Here is a 23,772-nt window from a genome sequence, read left to right as displayed (position 1 = left end):
CGACATCTGCCGTCTATCGTCTGTCTCACCCATCCCCCTTCGCAAAGGACGCACCAGTGACCGAGACCCGGACCCTGCGCAACTTCGTCGGCGGCGAGTACGTCGACACCGAGAGCGAGGGCAGGACCGACCTGGTCAGCCCGGCGACCGGTGAGGTCGTCGCGTCCGCGCCCGTCTCCGGCCAGGCGGACGTCGACGCCGCCTACGTCAGTGCCGCCACCGCGTTCGAGGAGTGGGGCCAGACCACCCCGGGGGAGAGGCAGACCGCGTTGCTGCGGTTCGCCGACGCCCTCGAGGCCCGGGCCCAGGAGTTCGTCGAGCTGGAGGCCGAGAACACCGGCAAGCCCTTCGCGCTCACCGCCAGCGAGGAGGTGCCGGTCATGTGCGACCAGCTGCGCTTCTTCGCCGGCGCGGCCCGGGTCCTCGAGGGCAAGGCGTCCGCGGAGTACATGCGTGGTCACACGAGCTGGATCCGGCGCGAGCCGATCGGCGTCGTCGGCCAGGTGACCCCGTGGAACTACCCGATGATGATGGCCGCCTGGAAGATCGGGCCGGCCCTCGCCGCGGGCAACACCATCGTGCTCAAGCCGAGCGACACGACCCCCGAGACCACCCTGCTCATGGCCGAGATCGCCGCCGAGCACATGCCCGCGGGTGTCTTCAACGTCATCACCGGTGACCGCGAGACCGGTCGGATGCTCGTCGAGCACACGACCCCGGGTCTCGTGGCCATCACCGGCTCCGTGCGCGCCGGTGTCGAGGTCGCGGCCTCCGCCGCGCGCAACCTCACCCGCGCGCACCTCGAGCTCGGTGGCAAGGCCCCGGTCGTCGTCTTCGACGACGCCGACATCGAGGCCGCGGTCGAGGGCATCGGCACCGCCGGGTACTTCAACGCCGGCCAGGACTGCACCGCCGCGACCCGTGTGCTGTGCACCCCCGGCATCCACGACGACTTCGTCGCCGCGCTCGCCGACTTCGCCCGCACGCAGGCCAAGGTCGGCCGGCCCGACGACGAGGACGCGCTGCTCGGCCCGGTGAACAACGCCGACCAGCTCGCGAAGGTCTCCGGCTTCCTCGAGCGGCTGCCCGACCACGCCTCGCTCGACGCCGGCGGCACCCGCCTCACCGAGCTCGGGGGCGGCTTCTACCTCAGCCCCGCCGTCGTGTCGAACCTGCGCCAGGACGACGAGGCCGTGCAGCAGGAGATCTTCGGCCCCGTCATCACCGTGCAGCGCGTCGCCGACGAGGACGAGGCCGTGCGCTGGGCCAACGACGTCGAGTACGGCCTGGCCTCCTCCGTGTGGACCCGCGACTTCGGTCGCGCCATGCGGATGAGCAAGCGGCTCGACTTCGGCTGCGTGTGGATCAACACCCACATCCCGCTCGTCGCCGAGATGCCGCACGGCGGCTTCAAGAAGTCCGGGTACGGCAAGGACCTGTCGATGTACGGCTTCGAGGACTACACCCGGATCAAGCACGTCATGGCCAACATCGACAGCTGAGCCGGGCACCCCTTCGCCGCCGGCCGGTCCACCCGGCCGGCGGTACCCCTCCACCCCGCGACCGCCCGCGGTCCCGTCCCGTGAAGAAGGCCACCATGACGCCTCTGCGGCCCCCCTCCGACCCGATGACCGCCGCGCTCGTGCGGGCCGCGCAGGCCTCGCAGCGCTCACGGCTGACGCGTCGCTCGGTCCTCACCGGCGGTCTGCTCGGCGGCGCGGCGCTCGCCGCCGCCGGGTGCGCACCGCCGCCCCCGCCGTCGGCCGAGGGCGGCACGGTCGCGCTCGACCTGCCCGACGACCTCTCCGACGAGGAGAAGGTCGTGCGGTGGGCGAACTGGACGGCCTACCTCGACATGGACGACGACGGCAAGCGCTACCCGACGCTCGACGCCTTCAAGAAGAAGACGGGCATCTCGGTGACCTACACCGAGGACATCGACGACAACGACACGTACTTCAACAAGATCGCGCCGCAGCTGCGCGCCGGTCAGGACATCAAGCGCGACATCTTCACCTTCACCGACTGGATGGCCAACCGGATCATCCGTGAGGGGCTGTGCCAGCCGCTCGAGCTCATCCAGATGCGCAACGCCGGCAACCTCCTCGAGCCGCTGCGCGAGGTGAGCTTCGACCCGGGCCGGCAGAACTCGCTGACCTGGCAGTCCGGCTTCGCCGGGATCGGCTACCACAAGAAGAAGGTCGGCCGGGAGCTGAAGTCGCTCGAGGACCTGTGGGCCGACGACCTCAAGGGCCGGATCTCGGTGCTCTCGGAGTTCCGCGACACCGTCGGTCTCATCCTGCTGCAGCAGGGGGTCGACATCGACCAGGGCATCACCAAGGAGCAGTTCGAGACCGCCGTCGCCGAGGTCGACAAGCGTGTCACCGACGGCTACATCCGCCGGATCAAGGGCAACGCCTACCTCAACGACCTCAAGAGCGGCAACGCGATCGCCGGCATCGTGTGGAGCGGCGACCTCTTCGTGCTGCGGGCCGAGACCGAGGACGACAACTGGGAGTTCGTCATCCCCGAGTCCGGCGGCACGCTGTGGAGCGACAACATGATGGTGCCGATCACCTCGACGCACCGCCGCAACGCCCAGCGGGTCATGGACTACTACTACGACCCGAAGGTGGCCGCGGAGGTCGCCGCCTGGGTCAACTACATCTGCCCCGTCGAGGGCGCTCGTGAGGAGATGGAGAAGATCGACCCCGAGCTGGCGAAGTCGCCCTTCATCTTCCCCGGGGCCGACTACATCCGCGACAACAACGTCCAGGGCTTCGCCGCGCTGTCGGCGCAGGACGACGCCGAGTTCAGCGACATCTGGTCGCGGACGGTGGGCAACTGATGGCCCGCCGCTCCGGGTCCGGCTTCCGTGAGGCGCACGGCGACCTCGAGCTCGAGTCGGTGACGAAGTCCTTCGGCGACTTCACCGCCGTCGACGACCTCGACCTCACCATCCCGCGCGGGTCCTTCTTCGCCCTCCTCGGCCCCTCGGGCTGCGGCAAGACGACGACCCTGCGCATGGTCGCCGGGCTCGAGCAGCCGACCTCCGGTCGGGTCCTCATCGGCGAGACCGACCTCACCGGGTCGCGCCCCTACGAGCGCCCGGTCAACACCGTCTTCCAGAGCTACGCGCTCTTCCCGCACCTCACCGTGCGCGACAACGTCGCCTTCGGCCCGCAGCGGCGCGGCGAGAAGGACGCGCGCACGAAGGCCGACGAGGCGCTCGAGCTCGTGCAGATGGGCCACCTCGCCGGGCGCAAGCCGACCCAGCTCTCCGGTGGTCAGCAGCAGCGCGTCGCGCTCGCCCGGGCCCTCGTCAACCGCCCCGAGGTGCTCCTGCTCGACGAGCCGCTCGGCGCGCTCGACCTCAAGCTGCGTCGCGAGATGCAGGTCGAGCTCAAGCGCATCCAGACCGAGGTCGGGCTCACCTTCGTCCACGTCACCCACGACCAGGAGGAGGCCATGACGATGGCCGACACCGTGGCCGTGATGAACCAGGGCCGGATCGAGCAGATGGGCCACCCCGAGGCGCTCTACGACCTGCCGCGCACCGCCTTCGTCTCGACCTTCCTCGGCCAGTCCAACATCGGGGCCGGCCGGGTCGTCGACCGCGACGGCGACTTCGAGGTCCTCGAGGTCGCGGGTACCCGGGTCAAGGTGCACCGGGAGCGCTCGGGCGGCGAGGGCGACGACGTCCTCTTCGGCGTGCGCCCCGAGAAGGTGACGATCCACGAGCACCGCCCCGACGGCGCCGGCAGCGACGTGCGCGCCGTCGTCCAGGACGTCTCCTTCACCGGGGTCGCGACGCAGTACCTCGTCGAGGTACCGAGCGGCTCCGTGTGGTCGGTCTACGAGCAGAACCTCGACGTCGAGCGCAACACGATCCGCCGCGGCGACGAGGTGTGGCTGTCGTGGAAGGACGCGCACGCCTTCGCCGTGCCCGCCGACGCGCAGGCCGCCGAGGCCGGTCGCGTCGCCGCGGGGGAGCCGGCGTGAGCATCGCCCACGGTCTCGGCGCCGCCGCCGGGACCGGCGGTGACGGGGCGGACCACGCGAAGGGCGGGCGCCGCTCGAGCCGGACGGCCTACCTGCTGCTCCTGCCGGGCGTGCTGTGGCTCGTCGTCTTCTTCGTCGTGCCGCTCGTCCAGCTCTTCACCGTCTCGCTGCAGAGCGACTTCCCGGGCTACCCGGGGTACTACTACCGCGACGTCAACCTCGGCAACTACGTCGACGCCTTCGTGGAGTTCTGGCCGCACATGGTGCGCTCGCTGCTCTTCGGCGGGCTCGCGACCTTCTTCGCCTTCGTCCTGGCCTACCCGCTCGCCTACGCGATGGCCTTCAAGGCCGGGCGCTGGCGCAACGTCATGCTCATCTGCGTCGTCGCGCCCTTCTTCACGAGCTTCATCCTGCGCACGATCGCGTGGCGCCAGATCCTCTCCGACGAGGGTCCCGTCGCGAGCACCCTGCGCACCCTGCACCTGCTCCCCGGCGGGCACATCACCGAGACCTGGGTCGCCGTCGTCGCCGGTCTGACGTACAACTTCTTGCCCTTCATGGTGCTGCCGATCTACGCCTCGCTCGAGCGGGCCGACCCGCGGGTCATCGAGGCCGGCGGCGACCTCTACGCGAACGGCTTCACGACCTTCCGCACCGTCACCCTGCCGATGTCGCTGCCCGGCGTCCTTGCCGGCACGCTGCTCACCTTCATCCCCGCAGCGGGCGACTACGTCAACGCCGAGCTGCTCGGCTCGGACCGCAGCACGAAGATGGTCGGCAACGTCATCGAGAGCCAGTTCTTCCGGGTGCCCGGCGGCTTCGACACGGCGGCCGCGCTGTCCTTCACCCTCATGGCGATCATCCTCGCCCTCGTCTTCGTCTACGTCCGCCGCTTCGGGACCGAGGAGCTGCTGTGAGCGCCACGTCCACCCCCTTCGTGCGCCGGGTGCGCTTCTGGGTCGGCGAGCGCTTCGCGATGATCGCGGCGCTGCTCGTGCTCTTCTACCTCTTCCTGCCCGTGCTCTACACCTTCGTCTTCTCCTTCAACGACTACAAGAAGTCGAACATCACGTGGAACTCCGAGGCGGGGCCGACGCTCAAGCACTGGCAGAACCCGTGCGGGGCGCCCGGGGTGTGCGAGTCGCTCGTGAAGTCCATCCAGATCGGCGCGATCGCGACTCTCGTCGCCACCGTCCTCGGCACGATGATCGCCTTCGCCCTCGTGCGGCACCGCTTCCGCGGGCGCGGCACCGGCAACTTCCTCGTCTTCATCCCCATGGCGACACCGGAGATCGTCCTCGGCGCGAGCCTGCTGACGATCTTCGTCCAGGGCTTCTCGCGGGTGGGGCTGCAGCTGGGCTTCTGGACGATCGTCATCGCCCACATCATGTTCTGCGTGAGCTTCGTCGTCGTCACGGTCAAGGCCCGGCTGCAGAGCCTGGACCCCCGGCTCGAGGAGGCGGCGCAGGACCTCTACGCAGGACCCGGCGGGACGTTCTGGAGGGTGACCTTCCCGCTGGTCCTGCCGGGCATCGTCGGCGCCGCGCTCCTCGCCTTCAGCCTGTCCTTCGACGACTTCATCATCACCAACTTCGTGTCCGGCGACGAGACGACCTTCCCGAAGTTCGTCTACGTCAGCTATCTGCGCGGCATCCCCGCGCAGGCCAACGTCATCGGCTTCTCGATGTTCGTCATCGCGGTGCTGCTCGTCGTCCTCGCGCAGGTCGTCGGCACCCGCCGCAAGAGCGCCTGAGCCGCGCGCGAGCGCGGCCGGCGAGGAGGGAGATCCCGTGCGAGTGCTCATGATCGGTGCCGGGGGCGTCGGCGACGCCGCGGCGAAGATCGCCGTCGACCGCGACTACTTCGAGCGGTGGGTGGTCGCGGACTACTCGCTGGAGCGGGCCGAGTCGACCGTGGCCGCGGCGAGCGGGCGAAGGGAGGGCGAGTCCCGTCTCGTGGCCGCCCAGGTCGACGCCTCCGACCCCGGGGCGGTCGCGGCGCTCGCACGCGAGCACGGGGCGACCCATGTCTTCAACGCCGTCGACCCCCGCTTCGTCATGCCGGTCTTCACGGGGGCGCTCGCCGCCGGGGCCGACTACCTGGACATGGCGATGTCGCTGTCGCGGCCGCACCCGGAGCGTCCGTACGAGGAGGTGGGGGTCAAGCTCGGCGACGAGCAGCTCGCCCAGGCTGGGGAGTGGGAGTCGGCGGGCCGGCTGGCGCTCGTCGGGATGGGGGTCGAGCCCGGGCTGTCCGACGTCTTCGCCCGGTACGCCGCCGACGAGCTCTTCTCCTCGATCGACGAGCTCGGCACGCGGGACGGGGCGAACCTCGTCGTCCGCGACGAGGAGGGGCGCGAGGTCTTCGCGCCCGGCTTCTCGATGTGGACGATCATCGAGGAGTGCCTCAACCCGCCGGTCGTGTGGGAGCGGGAGCGGGCCCAGGCCGCCGGTGGCGACGTCGAGGCCGGGTTCTTCACGCTGCCCCCCTTCGCCGAGCCCGAGGTCTTCGACTTCCCCGAGGGGATCGGCCCCGTCGAGTGCGTCCACGTCGAGCACGAGGAGGTGCTCCTCATGCCGCGGTGGGTCGACGCGCAGCGGGTGACCTTCAAGTACGGGCTCGGCGCCGAGATGATCGCCATGCTGCGCCAGCTGCACGCGCTCGGGCTCGACTCGACGCAGCCGGTCGACGTGGGGGGCGTGCAGGTCAGCCCTCGCGACGTCGTCGCCGCCGTGCTGCCCGACCCCGCGAGCATCGGCCCGCGGATGGAGGGCAAGACGTGCGCCGGGCTCTACGTCACCGGCACCGGCACCGACGGGCAGCCGCGCGCGGTCTACCTCTACCACGTCGTCGACAACGCCGACTCGATGCGGGACTTCGACGCCCAGTGCGTCGTGTGGCAGACCGCGATCAACCCCGTCGTCGCCCTCGAGCTCCTCGCGACGGGGGAGTGGTCCGGCACCGGCGTGCTCGGCCCTGAGGCCTTCCCCGCGCGCCCCTTCCTCGACCTCCTCGCCGCCCCCGCGCCGGCCGGGTACGGCTCGGCCTGGGGGATGGACGAGCGATGAGCGCGGTGGCGCGATGAGCGAGAGCCCCGTCGCCGGTCGAGGTGCGAGGGCCCGCCAGGGCCTGAGCCCCGAGACCACCGTGCCGCCCCCCGAGACCCTGCGGGTCGCGGTCTGGCAGTGCCACCCCGAGCCCCGCGACCCGGCGGCGAACCTCGCCCGCCTGCGCGCCGCGGCGACGTCAGCCGCGGAGCAGGGCGCGCGGGTGGTCGTCGCCCCCGAGGCCATGCTCACCGGGTACGACGTGGGGGTCCTCGAGCCGGAGGACGTCGACGGCGCCGTCGACGCAGTCGCCGAGGTCGCTCGCTCGACCGGGGTCGCGGTCGTCGCGGGCGTCCTGCGCGTCGACCCCGGGGGGACGTGGCGCAACAGCGGGGTCGTCGCCTCCGCCGACGGGGTCGTCGTCCACGACAAGGCGCACCTCTTCGGCGGTCTCGACGCGACCCGGGTCGAGGCCGGCGACCACCCCTTCGCCCTGGGCTCGGTCGACGGGGTGCCGGTCGCGACGATGGTCTGCTACGACGTGGAGTTCCCCGAGGCGGTGCGAGCGGCGGCGCTCGCCGGGGCACGCGCCGTGCTCGTGCCGACGGCCAACATGGAGCCCTACGTCGCGGTCAACGACGTCGTGGTGCGCTCACGGGCGATCGAGAACGCGACGCCCGTCGTCTACGCCAACCACTGCGGGAGCGAGGGCGAGACCCGCTACGTCGGGGCGAGCGTCGTCGTCGGGCCGGACGGCGCCGTCCTCGCCCGCGGAGGCCCCGACGGCGAGGAGCTCCTCGTCGTCGACCTGCCGCTGCGGGCCGCGCACCCGCCGGACGGGGCGACCTACCTCGCCGACCGCAGGCCCGAGATCTACGACGCCGGAGGCGAGCGATGAGCCAGACCACCCTCTTCACCGGACGCATCTGGTCGGCGTGCACCGGCGACCTCGACGCCCTGCTCGTCGACGACGGGCGGGTCGTCGCGACGGGGGACCGGGCGCGCGAGCGCGCGAGCGAGATCGGGGCCGTCGAGCACGAGGTCCCGACCCTGCTGCTGCCCGCCTTCGGCGACGGCCACGCCCACCCGCTCTTCGGCGGGCTCGAGTCCGAGGGGCCCGCGATCCGGGAGTGCACGAGCGTCGAGGAGATCGTCGCCGAGGTCGCGCGGTACGCCGCGGCCCACCCCGACCTCGACGTCATCCGCGGCGCGTCCTACGACGCGAGCCTCGTCGACGGGGGGCTCTTCGACGCGCGCTGGCTCGACGAGGCCGCCCCCGGCCGGCCGGTCGTCCTGCGGGCCTGGGACTACCACACGGTCTGGGTGAGCACGGCGACCCTCGAGCGCTGCGGCATCACCGCGCAGACCCCCGACCCGCCGCTCGGCGAGATCGCGCGACGGCCCGACGGCTCGCCGCTGGGCACCCTGCGCGAGTGGGGCGCCGTCGACCTCGTCACCGACGTGCTCGGCGAGTGGGACGTCGAGACGATGGTCCGCTCGGTGGAGCGGGCCGGTCGCGCCTACGCGGCCCTCGGCGTCACCTGGGTGCAGGACGCATGGGTCACCCCGGCCGAGCTGCCGGCTTGGCTGCGCGCCGCCCGTGAGGACCGGCTGCCCGTGCGCTTCGACCTCGCGCTGCACGCCGACCCGCGGCGCTGGCCCGACCAGCTCGGGGAGATCCTCGCGATGCGCGAGCAGGTGCGGGCGCTGGGGCACCCGCGCCTGAGGGCCGAGTCGGTGAAGTTCTTCGCCGACGGGGTCGTCGAGAACGCCACGGCCGCGCTGCTCGAGCCTTACGCCACCCTGCTCGACGGCAGCCGCCCGGAGGAGCACGCCGCGTGCGGGTGCCCGGTCGACGGGATGATGGTCTGGCCGCCCGAGCAGCTCGCCGAGGCCGTCACCGCGGTGGACGCGCACGGGCTGCAGCCGCACATCCACGCGATCGGCGACCGGGCCGTGCGGGCCGCGCTCGACGCGGTCGGAGCCGCCGAGGCCGCCAACGGTCCGCGTGACCGACGTGCCGTCGTCGCCCATGTGCAGCTCGTCGACCCGGCCGACCGTGCTCGCTTCGCCGAGCTCGGCGTCATCGCCAACGCCGAGCCCCTGTGGGCCCAGCTCGACGACCTCATGACGGTGCTCACCGTGCCGCGGCTCGGCCAGCCGCGGGTCGACGAGCAGTACTGCCTGGCCGACCTGCACGCGCTCGGTACGCCGCTGAGCTTCGGGTCGGACTGGCCGGTGAGCTCCGCGGACCCGCTCGAGGGCATGGCGGTCGCGTGCTCGCGGCAGACGCAGGACCGCGTGCCGGAGGGCGGGTGGGTGCCCGAGCAGCGCCTGCCGGTCGAGGCGGCGCTCGCCGCCTACACCCTCGGCAGCGCCCACCAGGCGCGCCGCGACGCGGGCTGCCTCGACCCCGGGTGCGTCGCCGGCGGGCCGGTCGCCGATCTCGTCGAGCTCACCGCCGACCCGCGCGACCTCCCTTCGCCGCGGGACATCGACGGCATCCGGGTCAGACGGACCTGGCTGGCCGGCCGAGCCGTCCATCCCTCCCCAGCCGCCGACGAGGCAGGAGCCCCGAGATGAGCACGACCCCTCGACCCACGCCCGCGAGCCGGCAGGACGTCACCCTGCGCCGCGCTCTCGGGCTGCCCTCGCTCGTCCTCTTCGGGCTGGCCTACCTCGTGCCGCTCACGGTCTTCACGACGTACGGCATCGTCACGCAGGAGACCGGCGGGCGGGTCGCCCTCGCGTACTGCGTGACGACCTTCGCGATGATCTTCACCGCCTTCAGCTACGCGCGGATGGTGCGCGCCTTCCCCGTGGCGGGGTCGGCGTACACGTACTCGCAGCGCACCTTCGGCAGCCACGCGGGCTTCCTCACCGGGTGGTCGCTCATGCTCGACTACCTCTTCCTGCCGATGATCAACTACCTCGTCATCGGCATCTACATGGAGGCGCAGTTCCCCGCCGTGCCGCTGTGGGTGTGGGTGGTGCTCGCGATCGCGCTCGTCACCGTGCTCAACGTCGTCGGCATCACGAGCATCGCGCGGGCCAGCTCGATCATCATCGCCGTGCAGGCGGTCTTCATCGTCGTCTTCGTCGCTCTCGCGCTGCGGGCCGCCGGTGGTGTCGAGACGGTCGTCAACCCCTTCGTCGGCGACGGCTCCGTCGAGGGGATCGGGCCGGTCCTCGCCGGGGCGGCGATCCTGTGCCTGAGCTTCCTCGGCTTCGACGCGGTGTCGACGATGGCGGAGGAGGCGCGCGACCCACGGCGTGACATCCCGCGCGCGATCCTGCTCGTCACCGTCGCCGGCGGCGTGATGTTCGTGCTGCTCTCCTCGGTCGCCCAGCTCGCGGCGCCCGCGACGACCTTCGCCGACCCGGACTCGGCGACGCTCGACGTCATGGCGGCGGTGAGCGGGTCGTGGCTGGGCACCTTCTTCACCGCCGCGTACGTGGCGGGCTGCATCGGCAGCGCGCTCACCTCGCAGGCCTCGGTCACCCGGATCATGTACGTCATGGGCCGCGACGGGGTGCTGCCCCGCCCGCTCGCGCTGCTGTCACGACGGTGGCGCACACCGGTCGTCGCGATCGTGCTCGTCTCGGTGATCTCGCTGCTCGCCACGGTCATCAGCCTCGACCTGCTCGCGTCGGTCGTGAGCTTCGGCGCGCTCGCCGCCTTCTCGACCGTCAACCTCGCGGTCGTCAAGCACTACGTCGTCGACGAGGGCCGCCGCGCCGGGGCTGATCTCGTGCGCTACCTCGTCATGCCGCTCGTCGGCTTCGCGATGTCGGTGTGGCTGTGGACCTCGCTCAGCGGGCAGTCGCTGCGGCTGGGCCTGATCTGGCTCGCCGTCGGCATCGCCTACCTCGCCTGGCTCACCCGCGGCTTCCGCCGCCCGCCCCCGGAGATGGACTTCGCCGAGGCCGACGTCGAGAGCGGGATGGCGCGGTGACGCAGGCCCGGTGACGGGGATGGGGACGGTTGGTGGATGAGGTGCGAAGGCCCGCCAGGGCCTGAGCCTCGAAACCGCGCGGGGTGGTGGTCTCGGCCCCCCTTCGCCGAGGTATGGCGATGCGCCCCGATCCTGGGGGATCGACGGGCGCATCTCCATGCCTCGGCGGGTCAGGGGCGGGCGAGCCTCGAGCAGCGAAGGGGGTCCGGTGGTCTCGAGGCTCGCTGGCGCTCGCACCTCGACCAGCGAAAGGCGCTGGCGCTCGCACCTCGACCCGCCGGAGGTCGTGGTCTCGGCCCCATACCCCCTTCGCCGAGGTATGGCGATGCGCCCGGATCCTGGGGGATCGACGGGCGCATCGCCATACCTCGCGGGGTCAGGGGCGGGCGAGCTCCTCGCGGAGGGCGGCGACGAAAGCGTCGACGTCGGCCTCGGTCGTGTCCCAGCTGCACATCCAGCGGTACTGGTCGCGCGACTCGTCCCAGGGGTAGAAGCGGAAGCGGGCTGCGAGGCGGTCGGCGACCGCGGGGTCGAGCATCGGGAAGACCGCGTTGGCCTCGGCGGGGGTCGCCAGGCGCACCCCGTCGATGTCGCGCACGGCCTCCTGGAGACGGGCGGCCATCGCGTTCGCATGACCGGCACCGCGCAGCCAGAGGTCGCCCTCGTAGAGCGCGAGCAGCTGGGCGGAGACGAAGCGCATCTTGCTCGCGAGCTGCATCGACTGCTTGCGCAGGTACGGCATGCCGCGGACCTTCTCGGGCGAGAGGACGACGACGGCCTCGGCTGCGAGCGCCCCGGCCTTCGTCCCGCCCAGGCTCAGCAGGTCGACACCGGTGTCGGCGACGAGCTCGCGCAGCGAGACGCCGAGGGCCGCGGCCGCGTTGGAGATCCGCGAGCCGTCGAGGTGCAGGACGAGACCACGCTCGTGCGCGTGGTCGGCGAGCGCCCGGATCTCGTCGGGGGTGTAGACCGTGCCGATCTCGGTGGAGTTCGTGATCGAGACGACCCGCACCTGCGGCCAGTGCTCGTCACCGACGCGCGCGGGCACGGTGTCGACCAGCTCAGGCGTCAGCTTGCCGTCGCCGGTGGGCACGGCGTGCAGCTTGATCCCGCCCATCCGCTCGGGGGCGGCGCACTCGTCGACGTGGATGTGCGCGTTGCTCGTGCAGATCACCGACTCCCAGCGGTCGGTCGCCGCCTGGAGCGAGACGACGTTGGCGCCGGTGCCGTTGAAGACCGGGAAGGTCTCGACCTGCTCGCCGAGGTGCCCGCGCATGACCTCGCGCAGCCGCTCGGTGTACACGTCCTCGCCGTAGGCCACCTGGTGGCCGCCGTTGACGGTCGCGAGGGCCTGGAGCACCTCGGGGTGGATGCCGGCGTAGTTGTCGCTGGCGAAGCCGCGGACCGTGTCGTCGTGCAGGGCGCTGAGCTGCGAAGGGGTCGTCGTCGTCACGCGGCAATCCTCGCACCGGTCGCGGACGTGCCGGTCACGCCCCTGCTCGCCTCGATGACGGGCGCGAGCTTCTTGCGCAGCGCCTCGTAGAAGACGTTGAGCGGGAACTCGTCGGGCTGCACGAGGTCGGTCAGGCCCTTCGGCGGGCCGTCGAGCGGCAGCGCGGACGGGTCGCTCATCCCCTTCGCCCAGGTCGACCCCGGGTGCGGCGCGACGTAGCCGGCGACGAGCTCGTAGGCCGCGCGCCAGTGGCCGACCCGGCTGCGGTCGATGCCGGAGCGGTAGAGCTCCTCGACGGCGTCGGACAGCGCGACGACCGCCTCGGGCACCGCGGCCCAGTCGAAGGACAGCGTGTTGTCGGTCCAGCGCAGGACGCCGCGCTTGTGCAGCCAGGCGAAGAGCAGCTGGCCGCCGAGACCGTCGTAGTTGCGCACCCGGTCACCGGTGATCGGGAAGCGGAAGAGGCGGTCGAAGAGGATCGCCAGCTGCACCGGGCGGGCGTACGGGTGGCCCTGCTCGTCCATCTGCACCGCGACGCGGAAGGTGTTGAGGTCGCAGCGCAGCTCCTCGAGCGCGTACATCCAGAAGGGCATCCGCTGCTTGATCATGAAGGGGTCGAAGGGGAGGTCGCCGTGGCTGTGCGTGCGGTCGTGCACGAGGTCCCACATGGCGAAGGTCGACTGCGCGAGCGACTGGCTCGCGACGAGCTGCTCGCCCTCCGGCGGCAGCTGCAGCCCGAGGGTCTGCGCGGCGGCGGACGTCACGGCACGGAAGCGCGCGGCCTCGCGGTCGCAGAAGATCGCGCCCCACGTGAAGGTCGGCACCTCGCGCACGGCGACCGTCTCGGGGAAGAGGACCGCGGAGTTCGTGTCGTAGCCGGGGGTGAAGTCGGTGAAGGTCACCGGCAGGAAGGCGGGGTTGGGCTGCTGCGCCTCGACGTCGGCGAGCCACTGCGGCCACACGACGTCGAGCAGCACGGCCTCGAAGACCCGGTCGAGGTTGCCGTTCTGCGTGTACATCGGGAAGAGCACGAGGTGCTCGGTGCCGTCGACCCGGTGCTGCTCGGGGTGGAAGAGCACGAGGCTGTCGAGGAAGTCGGGGACGACGAAGCCCTCCTCGACCCAGCGGGCGAGGTCGGTGTCGAGCGCGGCGAGGTACTCGGCGTCGTGCGGGAAGCGCGGCGCGAGCGCGGCGACGTCGGCCCGGATCGAGGCGACGAGCTCGCCCGCGCGAGCCAGGTCGGTCTCGTCGTGGGTCTCGCGGTCGATGCTGCCGTCCTTGCCCTGCAGCAGGCGCAGCTCCTCGACCGCCGCCTTCAGGCTCGCCCACTCGGCGGTGTCGACGGTGCGCTCGGCCGCGGCGTCCTGCGGCGCGTCCTCGCCGAGGTGGGCCGAGCGGGGGACTGCCGCCCAGGTGACGAGGTTGGTCCACAGCCGGCGGTGGTCGAGGTCGGCGATCGAGTCGTCGCCGACGAGGTCGGAGTCGGCGAGCACGACGACGCGGCCGGCCCCGTGCTCGACGGTGACGGCCAGCGGGGCCTGCGCGGGGTGGGCGCTGGCGCTCGAGCTGGCGATGACGTGGGCGGACGGGGCGGCCGAGACGTCGACCGCGCCGGAGCGGTAGAAGCACACCTCGCCGACACCGGCGAGCACACCCTGCCCGCCGTTGTGCCCGACCGCCAGCTCGGGCAGGACCCACGTCGCGTTGCCGAGGTGGCGCCGGCCCGAGGTCGCGCTCTCGTGGACGAGGGTCGAGGTGATCGAGAGCCCGAAGGGGGAGAGCACGTCGTCGAGGTTGTTGCCGTGCGCGCGGTGGTCGCACTCCGCGAGGACGACGAGACCGCCGCCGGAGCGCACGTGCTCGGTGATCGCGGCGATCTCGGCGGGGGAGTAGACCGGGGGCAGGTCGCCGGCGACCCGCTCGGAGGCGGCGTCGGCCGGGTGGGCGACGACGAGGACGTCGACACCCTCGAGCGCCGCGCCGACGAGCTCGCCGGTGCGGTGCTCGCGCACGCTCAGGCCGCGCTCGGCGAGGGCGTCGACGGCCAGCGCCAGCGAGGCGTCAGCGGGGTTGGCCGGGTTCATCCGGGCGGCCCGGTCGCGGTCGGTGGACCAGGCGCTCGAGTGGGCCTGGTCGAACAGGACGGTGGCGAAGTCGCGCACGGGACACCCCTGACATGGGTCGTGGACGCCGAGCAGCCCCGGCGACGAGAAGATATGACCGTCAAAGGGTCTCAAAGACGGAGATCTTCTCGCAAGCCGGGGCTGCGGCGGGACATCAGGTGTCGCGCGACGGCGCGACACGGGTCACGGCGAGGGCTGTCCGCCGTTGACGTTGAGGGTCTCGCCGACGACGAAGCTCGACTCGGCCGAGGCGAGGAAGACGTACGCCGGGGCGAGCTCGACCGGCTGACCAGCGCGCCCGAGCGGGGTGTCCTGGCCGAACTCGGGCAGAGCCTCCTTGGGCTGGCCGTCGACGACCTGCAGCGGCGTCCAGACCGGGCCCGGGGCGACCGCGTTGACGCGGATCCCCTTCGGCGCCAGCTGCTGCGACAACCCCTTCGCGAAGGTGTTCATGCCCGCCTTGGTCATCGCGTAGTCCACGAGGTGCGCGCTCGGCTGGTAGGCCTGGATCGAGCTCGACATGATGATCGAGCTGCCCGGCTGCAGGTGGGGGACCGCGGCCCGGCAGATCCACACCATCGCGTAGAGGTTGGTCTTCAGCGTGCCGTCGAGCTGCTCGTCGGTGAGCTCGGTGATGTCCTCGCAGGCGACCTGCTTGCCGGCGTTGACGACGAGGACGTCGAGCCCGCCGAGGCCCTCGACGGCCTTCGCGACGAGGTCGTCGCAGTACGCGCGGTCCCGGACGTCGCCCGGGATGCGCACGAGGGTGCCGCCCTCCTCCTCGACGACACGGGCGACGCGGTCGGCGTCCTCCTCCTCGTCGGGCAGGTAGGCCAGGGCGACGTCGGCGCCCTCGCGGGCGAAGGCGACGGCGACCGCCGCGCCGATGCCGGAGTCGGCTCCGGTGACGAGGGCCTTGCGGCCCTGCAGACGACCGGTGCCGCGATAGCTGCTCAGGCCGATGTCGGCGCCGGGCTCGAGACCGACGTCGGAGCCAGGGAAGTCCTGGTCCTGCTCCGGCGGCGAGATCGTCGGGTGGCGCTCGACGGGGTTGTCCAGGTCCAGCTGGTCGGACATGACGTCTCTCCTGGGATGTCGGGGGTGGGGACGTCTCCACGGTCGCACCCGCTGGAGCGCCTCGACGGGGGAGCCGCCCCCTCCCTTCGGGTGCACGCCGCAGACCCCCGCGGCGGTTGTAGCGTGACGCTCATGGCCGACGTGACCCAGCTGTCCGCTCTCGAGCTCGCCCCCACCCAGCTCTTCATCGGGGGTGAGTGGCGCGACGCGACCGGCGGCGCGACCTTCGCCGTCGACGACCCGGCGACGGGTCAGACCCTCACCCAGGTGGCCGACGGCACCGCCGCCGACGGGGCCGCCGCGCTCGACGCCGCCGTCGCCGCGCAGGCCGAGTGGGCGGCGACCGAGCCGCGCACCCGCTCCGAGATCCTGCGCAGCGCCTTCGAGCTCGTGCGCGAGCGCTCGGAGACCTTCGCGATGCTCATGACCCTCGAGATGGGCAAGCCGCTCGCCGAGGCCCGCGGCGAGGTCACCTACGGCAACGAGTTCTTCCGCTGGTTCGCCGAGGAGGCCGTGCGCATCCACGGCCGCTACGCCGTGGCGCCCAGCGGCGGCACCCGGCTGCTCACGACGAAGCAGCCCGTCGGCCCGACCTTCATGATCACGCCCTGGAACTTCCCCCTCGCCATGGGCACCCGCAAGATCGGCCCGGCCATCGCCGCCGGCTGCACGATGGTCGTCAAGCCGGCGCACGAGACCCCGCTGACGATGCTCGCGCTCGCGAAGACCCTCGAGGAGGTCGGCCTGCCCGCCGGCGTGCTCAACGTCGTGACGACGAGCAGCTCGGGCGAGGTGAGCGAGCCGATCATCCGTGACCCGCGCCTGCGCAAGCTGACCTTCACCGGCTCGACCGGGGTCGGGCAGAAGCTCGTCGAGCAGTCCTCCGAGCAGCTGCTGCGCCTGTCGATGGAGCTCGGCGGCAACGCCCCCTTCGTCGTCTTCGAGGACGCCGACGTCGACGCCGCGGTCGAGGGCGCGATGCAGGCCAAGATGCGCAACATCGGCGAGGCGTGCACCGCCGCCAACCGCTTCCTCGTCCACGAGGACGTCGCGCAGGAGTTCTCGACGAAGTTCGCCGAGCGGATGGGCGGGCTCACCGTCGGCCAGGGCACGAAGGACGGCGTCCAGGTCGGCCCGCTCATCACGAGCAAGGCCCGTGACGGGGTCGCCGCGCTCGTCGACGAGGCCGTCGAGGGCGGCGCCACCGTGCTCACCGGCGGCGAGGTGCCGCAGGGCGAGGGCTGGTTCTACCCGCCGACCGTGCTCACCGACGTCGCCGCGGGCTCGCGCGTCATGCGCGAGGAGATCTTCGGCCCGGTCGCGCCGATCACGACCTTCAGCAGCGAGGACGAGGCCGTGCGCATCGCCAACGGCACCGAGTACGGGCTCGTCGGCTACGTCTACACGCGGGACGCCTCGCGGATGATCCGCGTCGCCGAGGCCCTCGACTTCGGCATGGTCGGGGTCAACCAGGGCGTCGTCTCCAACCCCTCCGCCCCCTTCGGCGGGGTCAAGCACTCGGGCTACGGGCGCGAAGGGGGATTCGAGGGCATCGAGGAGTACCTCGAGACGAAGTACATCGGCATCGCCCTGTAGGCCCGCCGCGGGTGCCACGGGGCTGCACAATCTCCCCATGGCACCCTCGACGGCACGCGCGTGAGCACGACCTGGCGGCAGCGGCTGCAGGTGGTCGCCGGGGTGCTCCTGCTCCTCCTCGCCGCCTGGCTGACGATCGGCGGCGGCGACGACGGGGAGCCGGCCGGCGCCCCGTCGTCCTCGTCGACGTCGTCCACCTCCGCGCAGCCGTCGCCGCCCGCCTCGCGGTCGTCGACCCCTTCGCGCTCGTCCTCCGCGCGGCCCGCCGCGGCGGCGACGCCGGACTCGGGGCTGTCGACGGTCCCCGCCTCCTCGCTGCCGCCCGAGGGGCGCCGCACTCTCGCGCTGGTCGCGGCCGGCGGGCCCTTCCCGTACGACCGCGACGGGGTGACCTTCGGCAACCGCGAGCGGATCCTGCCGATCCGCGAGCGCGGGTACTACGCCGAGTACACCGTGCCGACGCCCGGCGAGGACGACCGCGGGGCGCGCCGCCTCGTCGTCGGCGACGAGGGCGACACGTACTACACGGCCGACCACTACGCGAGCTTCCGTCAGGTCGAGGTGGGGTCGTGATCCGGCTGCGGCCCGAGGCCGTCGACGCCCTGCTCGTCGAGGCGATGCACCACCACGTGCACGTCCACGTCGTCGACGGCGGGTCCGACCGCGAGACCGCGTACGACGCCTTCGCCGCGTCCTTCGACCTGCCCGAGCACTTCGGGCGCAACCTCGACGCGCTCTACGACAGCCTCATGGAGGTCGCGACGCGGCACCACGGCGCGTGGACCCTGCTGTGGCGGCCGACTGCCGCGTCCGGCGTGCTCGAGGACCAGGCGCTGCTCGGCGTCCTCGGCGACCTCGAGCACGACGCGGAACAGCTGACGGTGGCCGTCGAGATCGCCCGCGCGGGCTGACCTGCGCGGTGGGTCGGAGCGCAGGCTGGCGGGCTGCCCGACGGGCGGGCCGGCGCGGTGGGCCGGCGCGGTGGGGGATCATGGGGGCGTGACGACCCCCACCTCGACCCAGGTCACCCTCAGCCACGTGATGAACGCGACGGAGGCCAACCTCCTCGGCACGATCCACGGCGGCAACATCATGAAGATGGTCGACGACTGCGCCGGCGTCGTGGCCAACCGCTTTGCGCAGGGGCCCGCGGTGACCGCCGGGATGGACGAGATGACCTTCCTCACCCCGGTGCGGGTCGGGGACGTCCTGCACGTGAGCGCCCAGATCAACTGGGCGGGGCGCAGCTCGATGGAGGTCGGGGTGCGCGCCGAGGCCGACCGCTGGGACAGCGTCGCGCCGCGCGTGCACGTCGCCTCGGCCTACCTCGTCATGGTCGCCGTAGACGCCGACGGGCAGACCCGTCCGGTGCCCGAGCTGAGCGTCGAGACCGAGGAGGAGCACCGCCGCTTCCGCGAGGCGCAGATCAGACGGCGCCACCGGCTGGCCCGGCGTGACGAGATCCGCACCTCGCGTGGCGAAGGGGGTGCGGCATGACCCGCACCCGCGTCACCCTCCTGGGGTCGACGGGCTCCATCGGCACCCAGGGGCTCGACGTCATCTCCGCGAACGCCGAGCGCTTCGAGGTCGGGGCGCTGGCGGGCGGGTCGAACGTCGGCCTGCTCGCAGAGCAGGCCGTCGCGCACCGGGCGCCACTCGTCGCGGCGGCGACGGGCTCGACGGAGGACCTGCGGGCGGCCGTGCGGTCCGCCGCGGACGCCGCGGGCGTCACCGGGTACGCCCCGGAGGTGCTCGTCGGCGAGGACGCCTCGACCGAGGTCGCCGGGCGCGAGGCCGACGTCGTGCTCAACGGCATCACCGGCGCGATCGGGCTGCGGCCGACGCTCGCCGCCCTGCGGGCGGGCACGACGCTCGCGCTGGCGAACAAGGAGTCGCTCATCATCGGCGGCCCGCTCGTGCGCGACCTCGCCGGGCCCGACCAGGTCGTCCCCGTCGACTCCGAGCACTCGGCCATCGCGCAGTGCCTGCGGGGCGGACGGTCGTCGGAGGTGCGGCGCCTCGTCGTCACCGCGAGCGGCGGTCCCTTCCGCGGTCGCACCCGCGAGCAGCTCGCCGAGGTGACGCCGCAGGAGGCCCTGGCCCACCCCAACTTCGCCATGGGCCGCGTCATCACGACGAACTCGGCGACCCTGGTCAACAAGGGTCTCGAGGTCATCGAGGCCCACCTGCTCTTCGACATCCCCTTCGAGCGGATCGCCACCGTCGTGCACCCGCAGCAGCAGATCCACTCGATGGTCGAGTTCCACGACGGGTCGACGATCGCGCAGATGGGTCCGCCGCGGATGCTCGTGCCGATCGCGCTCGGGCTGTCGTGGCCCGAGCGCCTGCCCGACGTCGACGAGCCGTGCGACTGGACCCAGGTGCAGAGCTGGGACTTCGCGCCGATCGACGACGTCGCCTTCCCCGCCGTGGAGCTCGCCCGCCAGGTCGGCACCGCCGGTGGCACCTACCCCGCCGTCTACAACGCGGCCAACGAGGTGGCCGTCGACGCCTTCCACGACGGGGCGCTGCCCTTCGTCGGGATCGTCGACACCGTCGCCGAGGTCGTCGGGCGCCATGACGGGGGCGACTTCGACGCCCACAGCCTCGACGGCGTGCTCGCCGCGGACCGCTGGGCGCGCGAGGTCGCTGCGGCTGTCGTGAGGGGATGAGACGATGGCGACCATGCTCTTCCTCGCAGGGGTCGTGCTCGTCTTCCTCGGCATCGCGCTGTCGATCGCGCTGCACGAGATCGGGCACCTCGTGCCCGCCAAGCGCTTCGGCGTGCGCGTCCCGCAGTACATGGTCGGCTTCGGCCCGACGGTCTTCTCGCGACGGCGCGGAGAGACCGAGTACGGCGTCAAGGCGATCCCTCTCGGCGGCTACATCCGGATGATCGGCATGTTCCCGCCACGTGCGGGTGACGAGCCGGGCACGATCCGCACATCGAGCACGGGCCGCTTCAGCCAGCTCGCCGACGAGGCGCGCGCGCAGTCCTTCGAGGAGGTGCGACCCGGCGACGAGGACCGGCTCTTCTACAAGCTGTCCGTGCCGAAGAAGATCACCGTCATGCTCGGCGGGCCGATGATGAACCTCCTCATCGCCTTCGTCATCTTCGGCGGCATTTTCACCCTCTACGGCACGGTGCAGACCTCGCCGAGGCTCTCCTCCGTCAGCGAGTGCGTCGACCTCACCAAGGCCGGGCAGAGCACCGCGCAGGAGTGCACGCCCGACATGCCCACGGCCCCGGCCAACGAGGCGGGCCTGCGCCCCGGCGACACGATCACGGCGATCAACGGCCAGGCCGTGACGACGTGGGACGAGGTGCGCGCGCAGATCCGCGCCAACGGCGACCGCGAGATGCGCATCGCCATCGACCGCGGGGGGCGCGACGAGACCGTCACCGCGACCCCGATCGTCCTCGACCAGCCGAAGATCGGCGACGACGGCCGGGTCGTCGAGGACGCGAAGGGGGAGCCCGTCCTCGAGCAGGCCGGCTTCCTCGGCGCGAGCGGCACCCCCGTGCGCGTCAAGCAGCCCGTGACCGAGGTGCCCGCGCTCTTCGGCGACATGCTCGTGACGACCTTCTCCGCCGTCGCGAAGATCCCGCAGAAGCTCGTCGGGGTCTACCAGGCGGCCTTCGGCAGCGAGGAGCGCGACCCCGAGAGCCCGATGTCGGTCGTCGGCGTCGGCCGGGTCGCCGGCGAGGTGGCGAGCTCGGACGAGTTCGGCACCCCGGTCGAGAAGCTCATGATGATCATCAGCCTCATCGGCTCGCTCAACCTCATGCTCTTCGCCTTCAACCTCATCCCGCTCCTCCCGCTCGACGGCGGCCACGTCGCCGGCGCGCTGTGGGAGGGCGTGAAGAAGGGCTGGGCCCGCGTCCGCGGCCTGCCCGACCCCGGCCCGGTCGACGTCGCGAAGGCCCTGCCCCTGGCCTACGGCGTCGCCCTGACCTTCATCGCCATGACGGTCCTGCTCGTCTACGCCGACATCGTCAAGCCGATCAAGCTCCTCTGACCCCTCCACTTGTGCGAGCTACGGCGCAGTAGTGGTCGCGATCGCAGCCAATACTGCGTCGTAGCGGGGTCGTCAGGTCGCCCGGGACGGTGAGGCGACGGGCGTCAGGAGAGCTTCGGGATCGCGACGACGTCAGGCCGGGAGCGTCCCTGTGCGGCGACGTAGGTGTCCTCGAGCCGTCGCAGGGTCCCGCTCGGGTCCTGACGCAGACCAGTCGGCGTCACCCCGGCGACGACCACGCCGACACGCGTGAGGTCACCGTCGCGCTCTACGGTCTCGACCCAGTCCTGCCCTTGCGAGTGATGCAGGTGCGAGTGGACCATCACCGCCAGTCCGACGTCGTCGAACCACACGTCGGGCGTGAGCAGGGCACGACCGTCCGCGGTGGTGAGCGCTGGGTTGGCCATCGGCAGCGGCAGGATCTCGGAGGTCGCGACGAGGTCCAGGAGCTCAGCCTCGGGGAGCGACCAGGCGCCCGACGCCGCGTGCTGGAGGGGCACGAGGAGCTGCTTCGCTTCGCGGGTGCGTAGTCGGCACAGCCACTCGTGGAGCTCGGCGACGTCGGTCGTGCCCGTCTGGACCGCCTCGATGAGGAGGGCCGAGCGGGCGTCGGCGAAGGGGCGCACGGCGGCGGTGTCGATGGCAGCCCGGGCCGCGCTCGCATACCTCAGCGGGCCTCGCTCGACGACCGCGTGGTCGGCGACCGTCGTCCGGCGCACCGTGGCGAACCCGTGCTCGCGGGACCGGCACGGCTCGGGGGTGAGCATCAGCACGCGTGCCGGCTCGGCGACAGACAGGCCGTGAAGCCGAGCCGCCGACGGGCCGGTGAGGTAGGCGCGGGGACCTGCCCAGAGCAGCGCGGCGATGCATCTCTGCCGCTCCGTCGCAGGTGCGCGGTCGACGAGGAAGACGTTCGGCAGGATCGCCGTCCAGTGTCGGCCGGATCGCCAGCGCGTGCGTTCTCGCGGCACCTGGTGGAGCGTGAGCTGTGCCCGGGTGACCAGGCCGTCCTGCCGCGCCAGGATCTTGTGGACCTCGTCGGGCAGGTCCTCCACGGGGTCGTAGGTCATGACAGCACCGTGGTGCTGCCGAGAGAGCTCCGCGACGACATCAGTGCAGCTGTGGACTAGGGCGGGCCCACCTCGCGGTCTGTGGATCCCTCTCTCGCGGCCGGGGTCGGGGCCGCCCAGGAGGCCCGACGGTGCCCCCTTCGCCGCCTGCTACGGCGCAGTAGTGGCTGCGATCGCAGCCACTACTGCGCCGTAGCTCGCACCGGGGTGGGGGAGTGCCCAGACCACTCACAGCCGAAGGGGGATAATGAGGGCATGACTGTCTCCCTCGGCATGCCGAAGGCCCCCGCGCCCGTGATCGCCCCCCGTCGCCCCACCCGGCAGATCAAGGTCGGGTCGGTCGGGGTCGGCAGCGAGTCGCCGATCTCGGTGCAGTCGATGACGACGACGCTGACCTCCGACGTCAACTCCACCCTCCAGCAGATCGCCGAGCTCACCGCGGCCGGTTGCGACATCGTGCGCGTCGCGTGCCCGAGCCAGGACGACGCCGACGCGCTCGCCGAGATCGCCCAGCACAGCCAGATCCCGGTCATCGCCGACATCCACTTCCAGCCGAAGTACGTCTTCCAGGCGATCGAGGCGGGGTGCGCGGCGGTGCGGGTCAACCCCGGCAACATCCGCCAGTTCGACGACCAGGTCGGCGAGATCGCCAAGGCCGCGAAGGACCACGGCACCTCGATCCGGATCGGCGTCAACGCCGGCAGCCTCGACAAGCGCCTGCTCGAGCGCTACGGCAAGGCCACCCCCGAGGCGCTCGTCGAGTCCGCCGTGTGGGAGGCGGGCCTGTTCGAGGAGCACGACTTCCACGACTTCAAGATCTCGGTCAAGCACAACGACCCCGTGACGATGGTGCGCGCCTACGAGCTGCTCGCCGAGCGCGGCGACTGGCCGTTGCACCTCGGTGTCACCGAGGCCGGTCCCGCCTTCCAGGGCACGATCAAGTCGGCCACCGCCTTCGGCGCGCTGCTCTCGCGCGGCATCGGTGACACGATCCGCGTCTCCCTCTCGGCCCCGCCGGTCGAGGAGGTCAAGGTCGGCATCCAGATCCTCCAGTCCCTCGGCCTGCGCCCGCGCAAGCTCGAGATCGTCTCCTGCCCCAGCTGCGGCCGTGCCCAGGTCGACGTCTACAAGCTCGCCGACGAGGTGACCGCCGGGCTCGAGGGGATGACCGTCCCCCTGCGCGTCGCCGTCATGGGCTGCGTCGTCAACGGCCCGGGCGAGGCCCGCGAGGCCGACCTCGGCGTCGCGTCCGGCAACGGGAAGGGCCAGATCTTCGTCAAGGGCGAGGTCATCAAGACCGTCCCCGAGAGCAAGATCGTCGAGACCCTCATCGAGGAGGCCATGCGCATCGCCGAGGAGATCGGCGAGCCCGTCGACGAGGAGGACGGCGCGGGCAGCCCCACCGTCACCGTCGGCTGACCTACGCTG

20 protein-coding genes are annotated in these 23,772 nt (G+C 72.0%); 16 read left to right on the top strand and 4 right to left on the bottom strand.

Translation table 11 applies throughout. From position 1 onward, the window contains the following. The first annotated feature begins 56 nt into the window (after window positions 1-56). The 9 genes from EEW87_RS06145 to EEW87_RS06105 all read left to right on the top strand — a co-directional run bounded on the left by EEW87_RS06145 (window position 57) and on the right by EEW87_RS06105 (window position 11,005). Window positions 57-1,502 carry a gamma-aminobutyraldehyde dehydrogenase gene (locus EEW87_RS06145; RefSeq protein ID WP_123092767.1) on the top strand — a complete coding sequence of 482 codons (1,446 nt, stop codon included), beginning with the start codon at window positions 57-59 and terminating at the stop codon, window positions 1,500-1,502. 95 nt (window positions 1,503-1,597) lie between these two features. Continuing rightward, window positions 1,598-2,848: an ABC transporter substrate-binding protein gene (locus tag EEW87_RS06140; RefSeq protein ID WP_123092871.1), complete on the top strand. Its 1,251-nt coding sequence runs from the start codon at window positions 1,598-1,600 to the stop codon at window positions 2,846-2,848. Beyond that, window positions 2,848-4,002, top strand: coding sequence for an ABC transporter ATP-binding protein (locus EEW87_RS06135; protein ID WP_123092768.1), 1,155 nt, complete (start codon window positions 2,848-2,850; stop codon window positions 4,000-4,002). Before EEW87_RS06140 ends, EEW87_RS06135 begins: the two co-directional genes overlap by 1 nt. Then, a complete protein-coding gene (locus EEW87_RS06130) occupies window positions 3,999-4,919 on the top strand; it encodes an ABC transporter permease (RefSeq protein WP_224766768.1) in 921 nt (306 codons plus the stop codon). Before EEW87_RS06135 ends, EEW87_RS06130 begins: the two co-directional genes overlap by 4 nt. 59 nt (window positions 4,920-4,978) lie before the next feature. Then, on the top strand, window positions 4,979-5,755 hold the full coding sequence (locus EEW87_RS06125; RefSeq protein WP_123092875.1) for an ABC transporter permease: 777 nt from the start codon (window positions 4,979-4,981) through the stop codon (window positions 5,753-5,755). Between the two features lie 37 nt (window positions 5,756-5,792). Continuing rightward, the gene (locus tag EEW87_RS06120; RefSeq protein WP_123092769.1) at window positions 5,793-7,070 is read left to right on the top strand and encodes a saccharopine dehydrogenase family protein; all 1,278 of its coding nucleotides are present in this window, start codon (window positions 5,793-5,795) and stop codon (window positions 7,068-7,070) included. A 13-nt stretch (window positions 7,071-7,083) separates the two neighbouring features. Next, a complete protein-coding gene (locus EEW87_RS06115; RefSeq protein ID WP_123092770.1) occupies window positions 7,084-7,947 on the top strand; it encodes a nitrilase-related carbon-nitrogen hydrolase in 864 nt (287 codons plus the stop codon). Next, on the top strand, window positions 7,944-9,632 hold the full coding sequence (locus tag EEW87_RS06110; protein ID WP_123092771.1) for an amidohydrolase: 1,689 nt from the start codon (window positions 7,944-7,946) through the stop codon (window positions 9,630-9,632). The genes EEW87_RS06115 and EEW87_RS06110 overlap by 4 nt, the downstream gene beginning before the upstream one ends. Further along, window positions 9,629-11,005, top strand: a complete 1,377-nt coding sequence (locus EEW87_RS06105) for an APC family permease (RefSeq protein WP_123092772.1) — start codon at window positions 9,629-9,631, stop codon at window positions 11,003-11,005. Before EEW87_RS06110 ends, EEW87_RS06105 begins: the two co-directional genes overlap by 4 nt. Before the next feature lie 376 nt (window positions 11,006-11,381). On the opposite strand, the gene EEW87_RS06100 is transcribed toward EEW87_RS06105, so the two are convergent. From EEW87_RS06100 to EEW87_RS06090, 3 genes are all read right to left on the bottom strand, one after another. Further along, window positions 11,382-12,458 (bottom strand): threonine aldolase family protein, encoded by a 1,077-nt coding sequence (locus tag EEW87_RS06100; RefSeq protein ID WP_123092773.1) that lies wholly within the window; start codon window positions 12,456-12,458, stop codon window positions 11,382-11,384. Further along, window positions 12,455-14,620: a DUF6421 family protein gene (locus EEW87_RS16945; protein WP_123092774.1), complete on the bottom strand. Its 2,166-nt coding sequence runs from the start codon at window positions 14,618-14,620 to the stop codon at window positions 12,455-12,457. Before EEW87_RS16945 ends, EEW87_RS06100 begins: the two co-directional genes overlap by 4 nt. Before the next feature lie 144 nt (window positions 14,621-14,764). Then, window positions 14,765-15,658, bottom strand: a complete 894-nt coding sequence (locus EEW87_RS06090; RefSeq protein ID WP_123092775.1) for an SDR family oxidoreductase — start codon at window positions 15,656-15,658, stop codon at window positions 14,765-14,767. A 132-nt stretch (window positions 15,659-15,790) separates the two neighbouring features. Between EEW87_RS06090 and EEW87_RS06085 the strand changes: the two genes are divergently transcribed. From EEW87_RS06085 to EEW87_RS06060, 6 genes are all read left to right on the top strand, one after another. Beyond that, the gene (locus EEW87_RS06085) at window positions 15,791-17,254 is read left to right on the top strand and encodes an NAD-dependent succinate-semialdehyde dehydrogenase (protein ID WP_123092776.1); all 1,464 of its coding nucleotides are present in this window, start codon (window positions 15,791-15,793) and stop codon (window positions 17,252-17,254) included. 60 nt (window positions 17,255-17,314) lie between these two features. Beyond that, a complete protein-coding gene (locus EEW87_RS06080) occupies window positions 17,315-17,827 on the top strand; it encodes a guanyl-specific ribonuclease (protein ID WP_123092777.1) in 513 nt (170 codons plus the stop codon). Continuing rightward, a complete protein-coding gene (locus EEW87_RS06075; protein ID WP_123092778.1) occupies window positions 17,824-18,165 on the top strand; it encodes a barstar family protein in 342 nt (113 codons plus the stop codon). The genes EEW87_RS06080 and EEW87_RS06075 overlap by 4 nt, the downstream gene beginning before the upstream one ends. A gap of 88 nt (window positions 18,166-18,253) precedes the next feature. Continuing rightward, on the top strand, window positions 18,254-18,751 hold the full coding sequence (locus EEW87_RS06070) for an acyl-CoA thioesterase (protein ID WP_224766769.1): 498 nt from the start codon (window positions 18,254-18,256) through the stop codon (window positions 18,749-18,751). Beyond that, on the top strand, window positions 18,748-19,926 hold the full coding sequence (gene dxr, locus EEW87_RS06065; protein WP_123092779.1) for a 1-deoxy-D-xylulose-5-phosphate reductoisomerase: 1,179 nt from the start codon (window positions 18,748-18,750) through the stop codon (window positions 19,924-19,926). The genes EEW87_RS06070 and dxr overlap by 4 nt, the downstream gene beginning before the upstream one ends. Before the next feature lie 4 nt (window positions 19,927-19,930). Continuing rightward, entirely contained in the window at window positions 19,931-21,274 is a 1,344-nt protein-coding gene (locus EEW87_RS06060) for a M50 family metallopeptidase (protein ID WP_192826112.1), read from the top strand. Window positions 21,275-21,378: 104 nt separating this feature from the next. Here the strand turns inward: EEW87_RS06060 and EEW87_RS06055 are convergent, their stop codons facing one another. Further along, window positions 21,379-22,344: a hypothetical protein gene (locus tag EEW87_RS06055; RefSeq protein WP_123092780.1), complete on the bottom strand. Its 966-nt coding sequence runs from the start codon at window positions 22,342-22,344 to the stop codon at window positions 21,379-21,381. A gap of 255 nt (window positions 22,345-22,599) precedes the next feature. On the opposite strand from EEW87_RS06055, the gene ispG reads away from it, so the two are divergent. Then, window positions 22,600-23,763, top strand: a complete 1,164-nt coding sequence (gene ispG, locus EEW87_RS06050; RefSeq protein ID WP_123092781.1) for a flavodoxin-dependent (E)-4-hydroxy-3-methylbut-2-enyl-diphosphate synthase — start codon at window positions 22,600-22,602, stop codon at window positions 23,761-23,763. Window positions 23,764-23,772: the final 9 nt, after the last annotated feature.

It is taken from the genome of Janibacter melonis (genome assembly GCF_003721155.3).
Taxonomy (GTDB): domain Bacteria; phylum Actinomycetota; class Actinomycetes; order Actinomycetales; family Dermatophilaceae; genus Marihabitans; species Marihabitans melonis.
The sequence above is the reverse complement of the archived record's forward strand: the minus strand, read 5'-3'. Positions and strand labels throughout refer to the sequence as shown.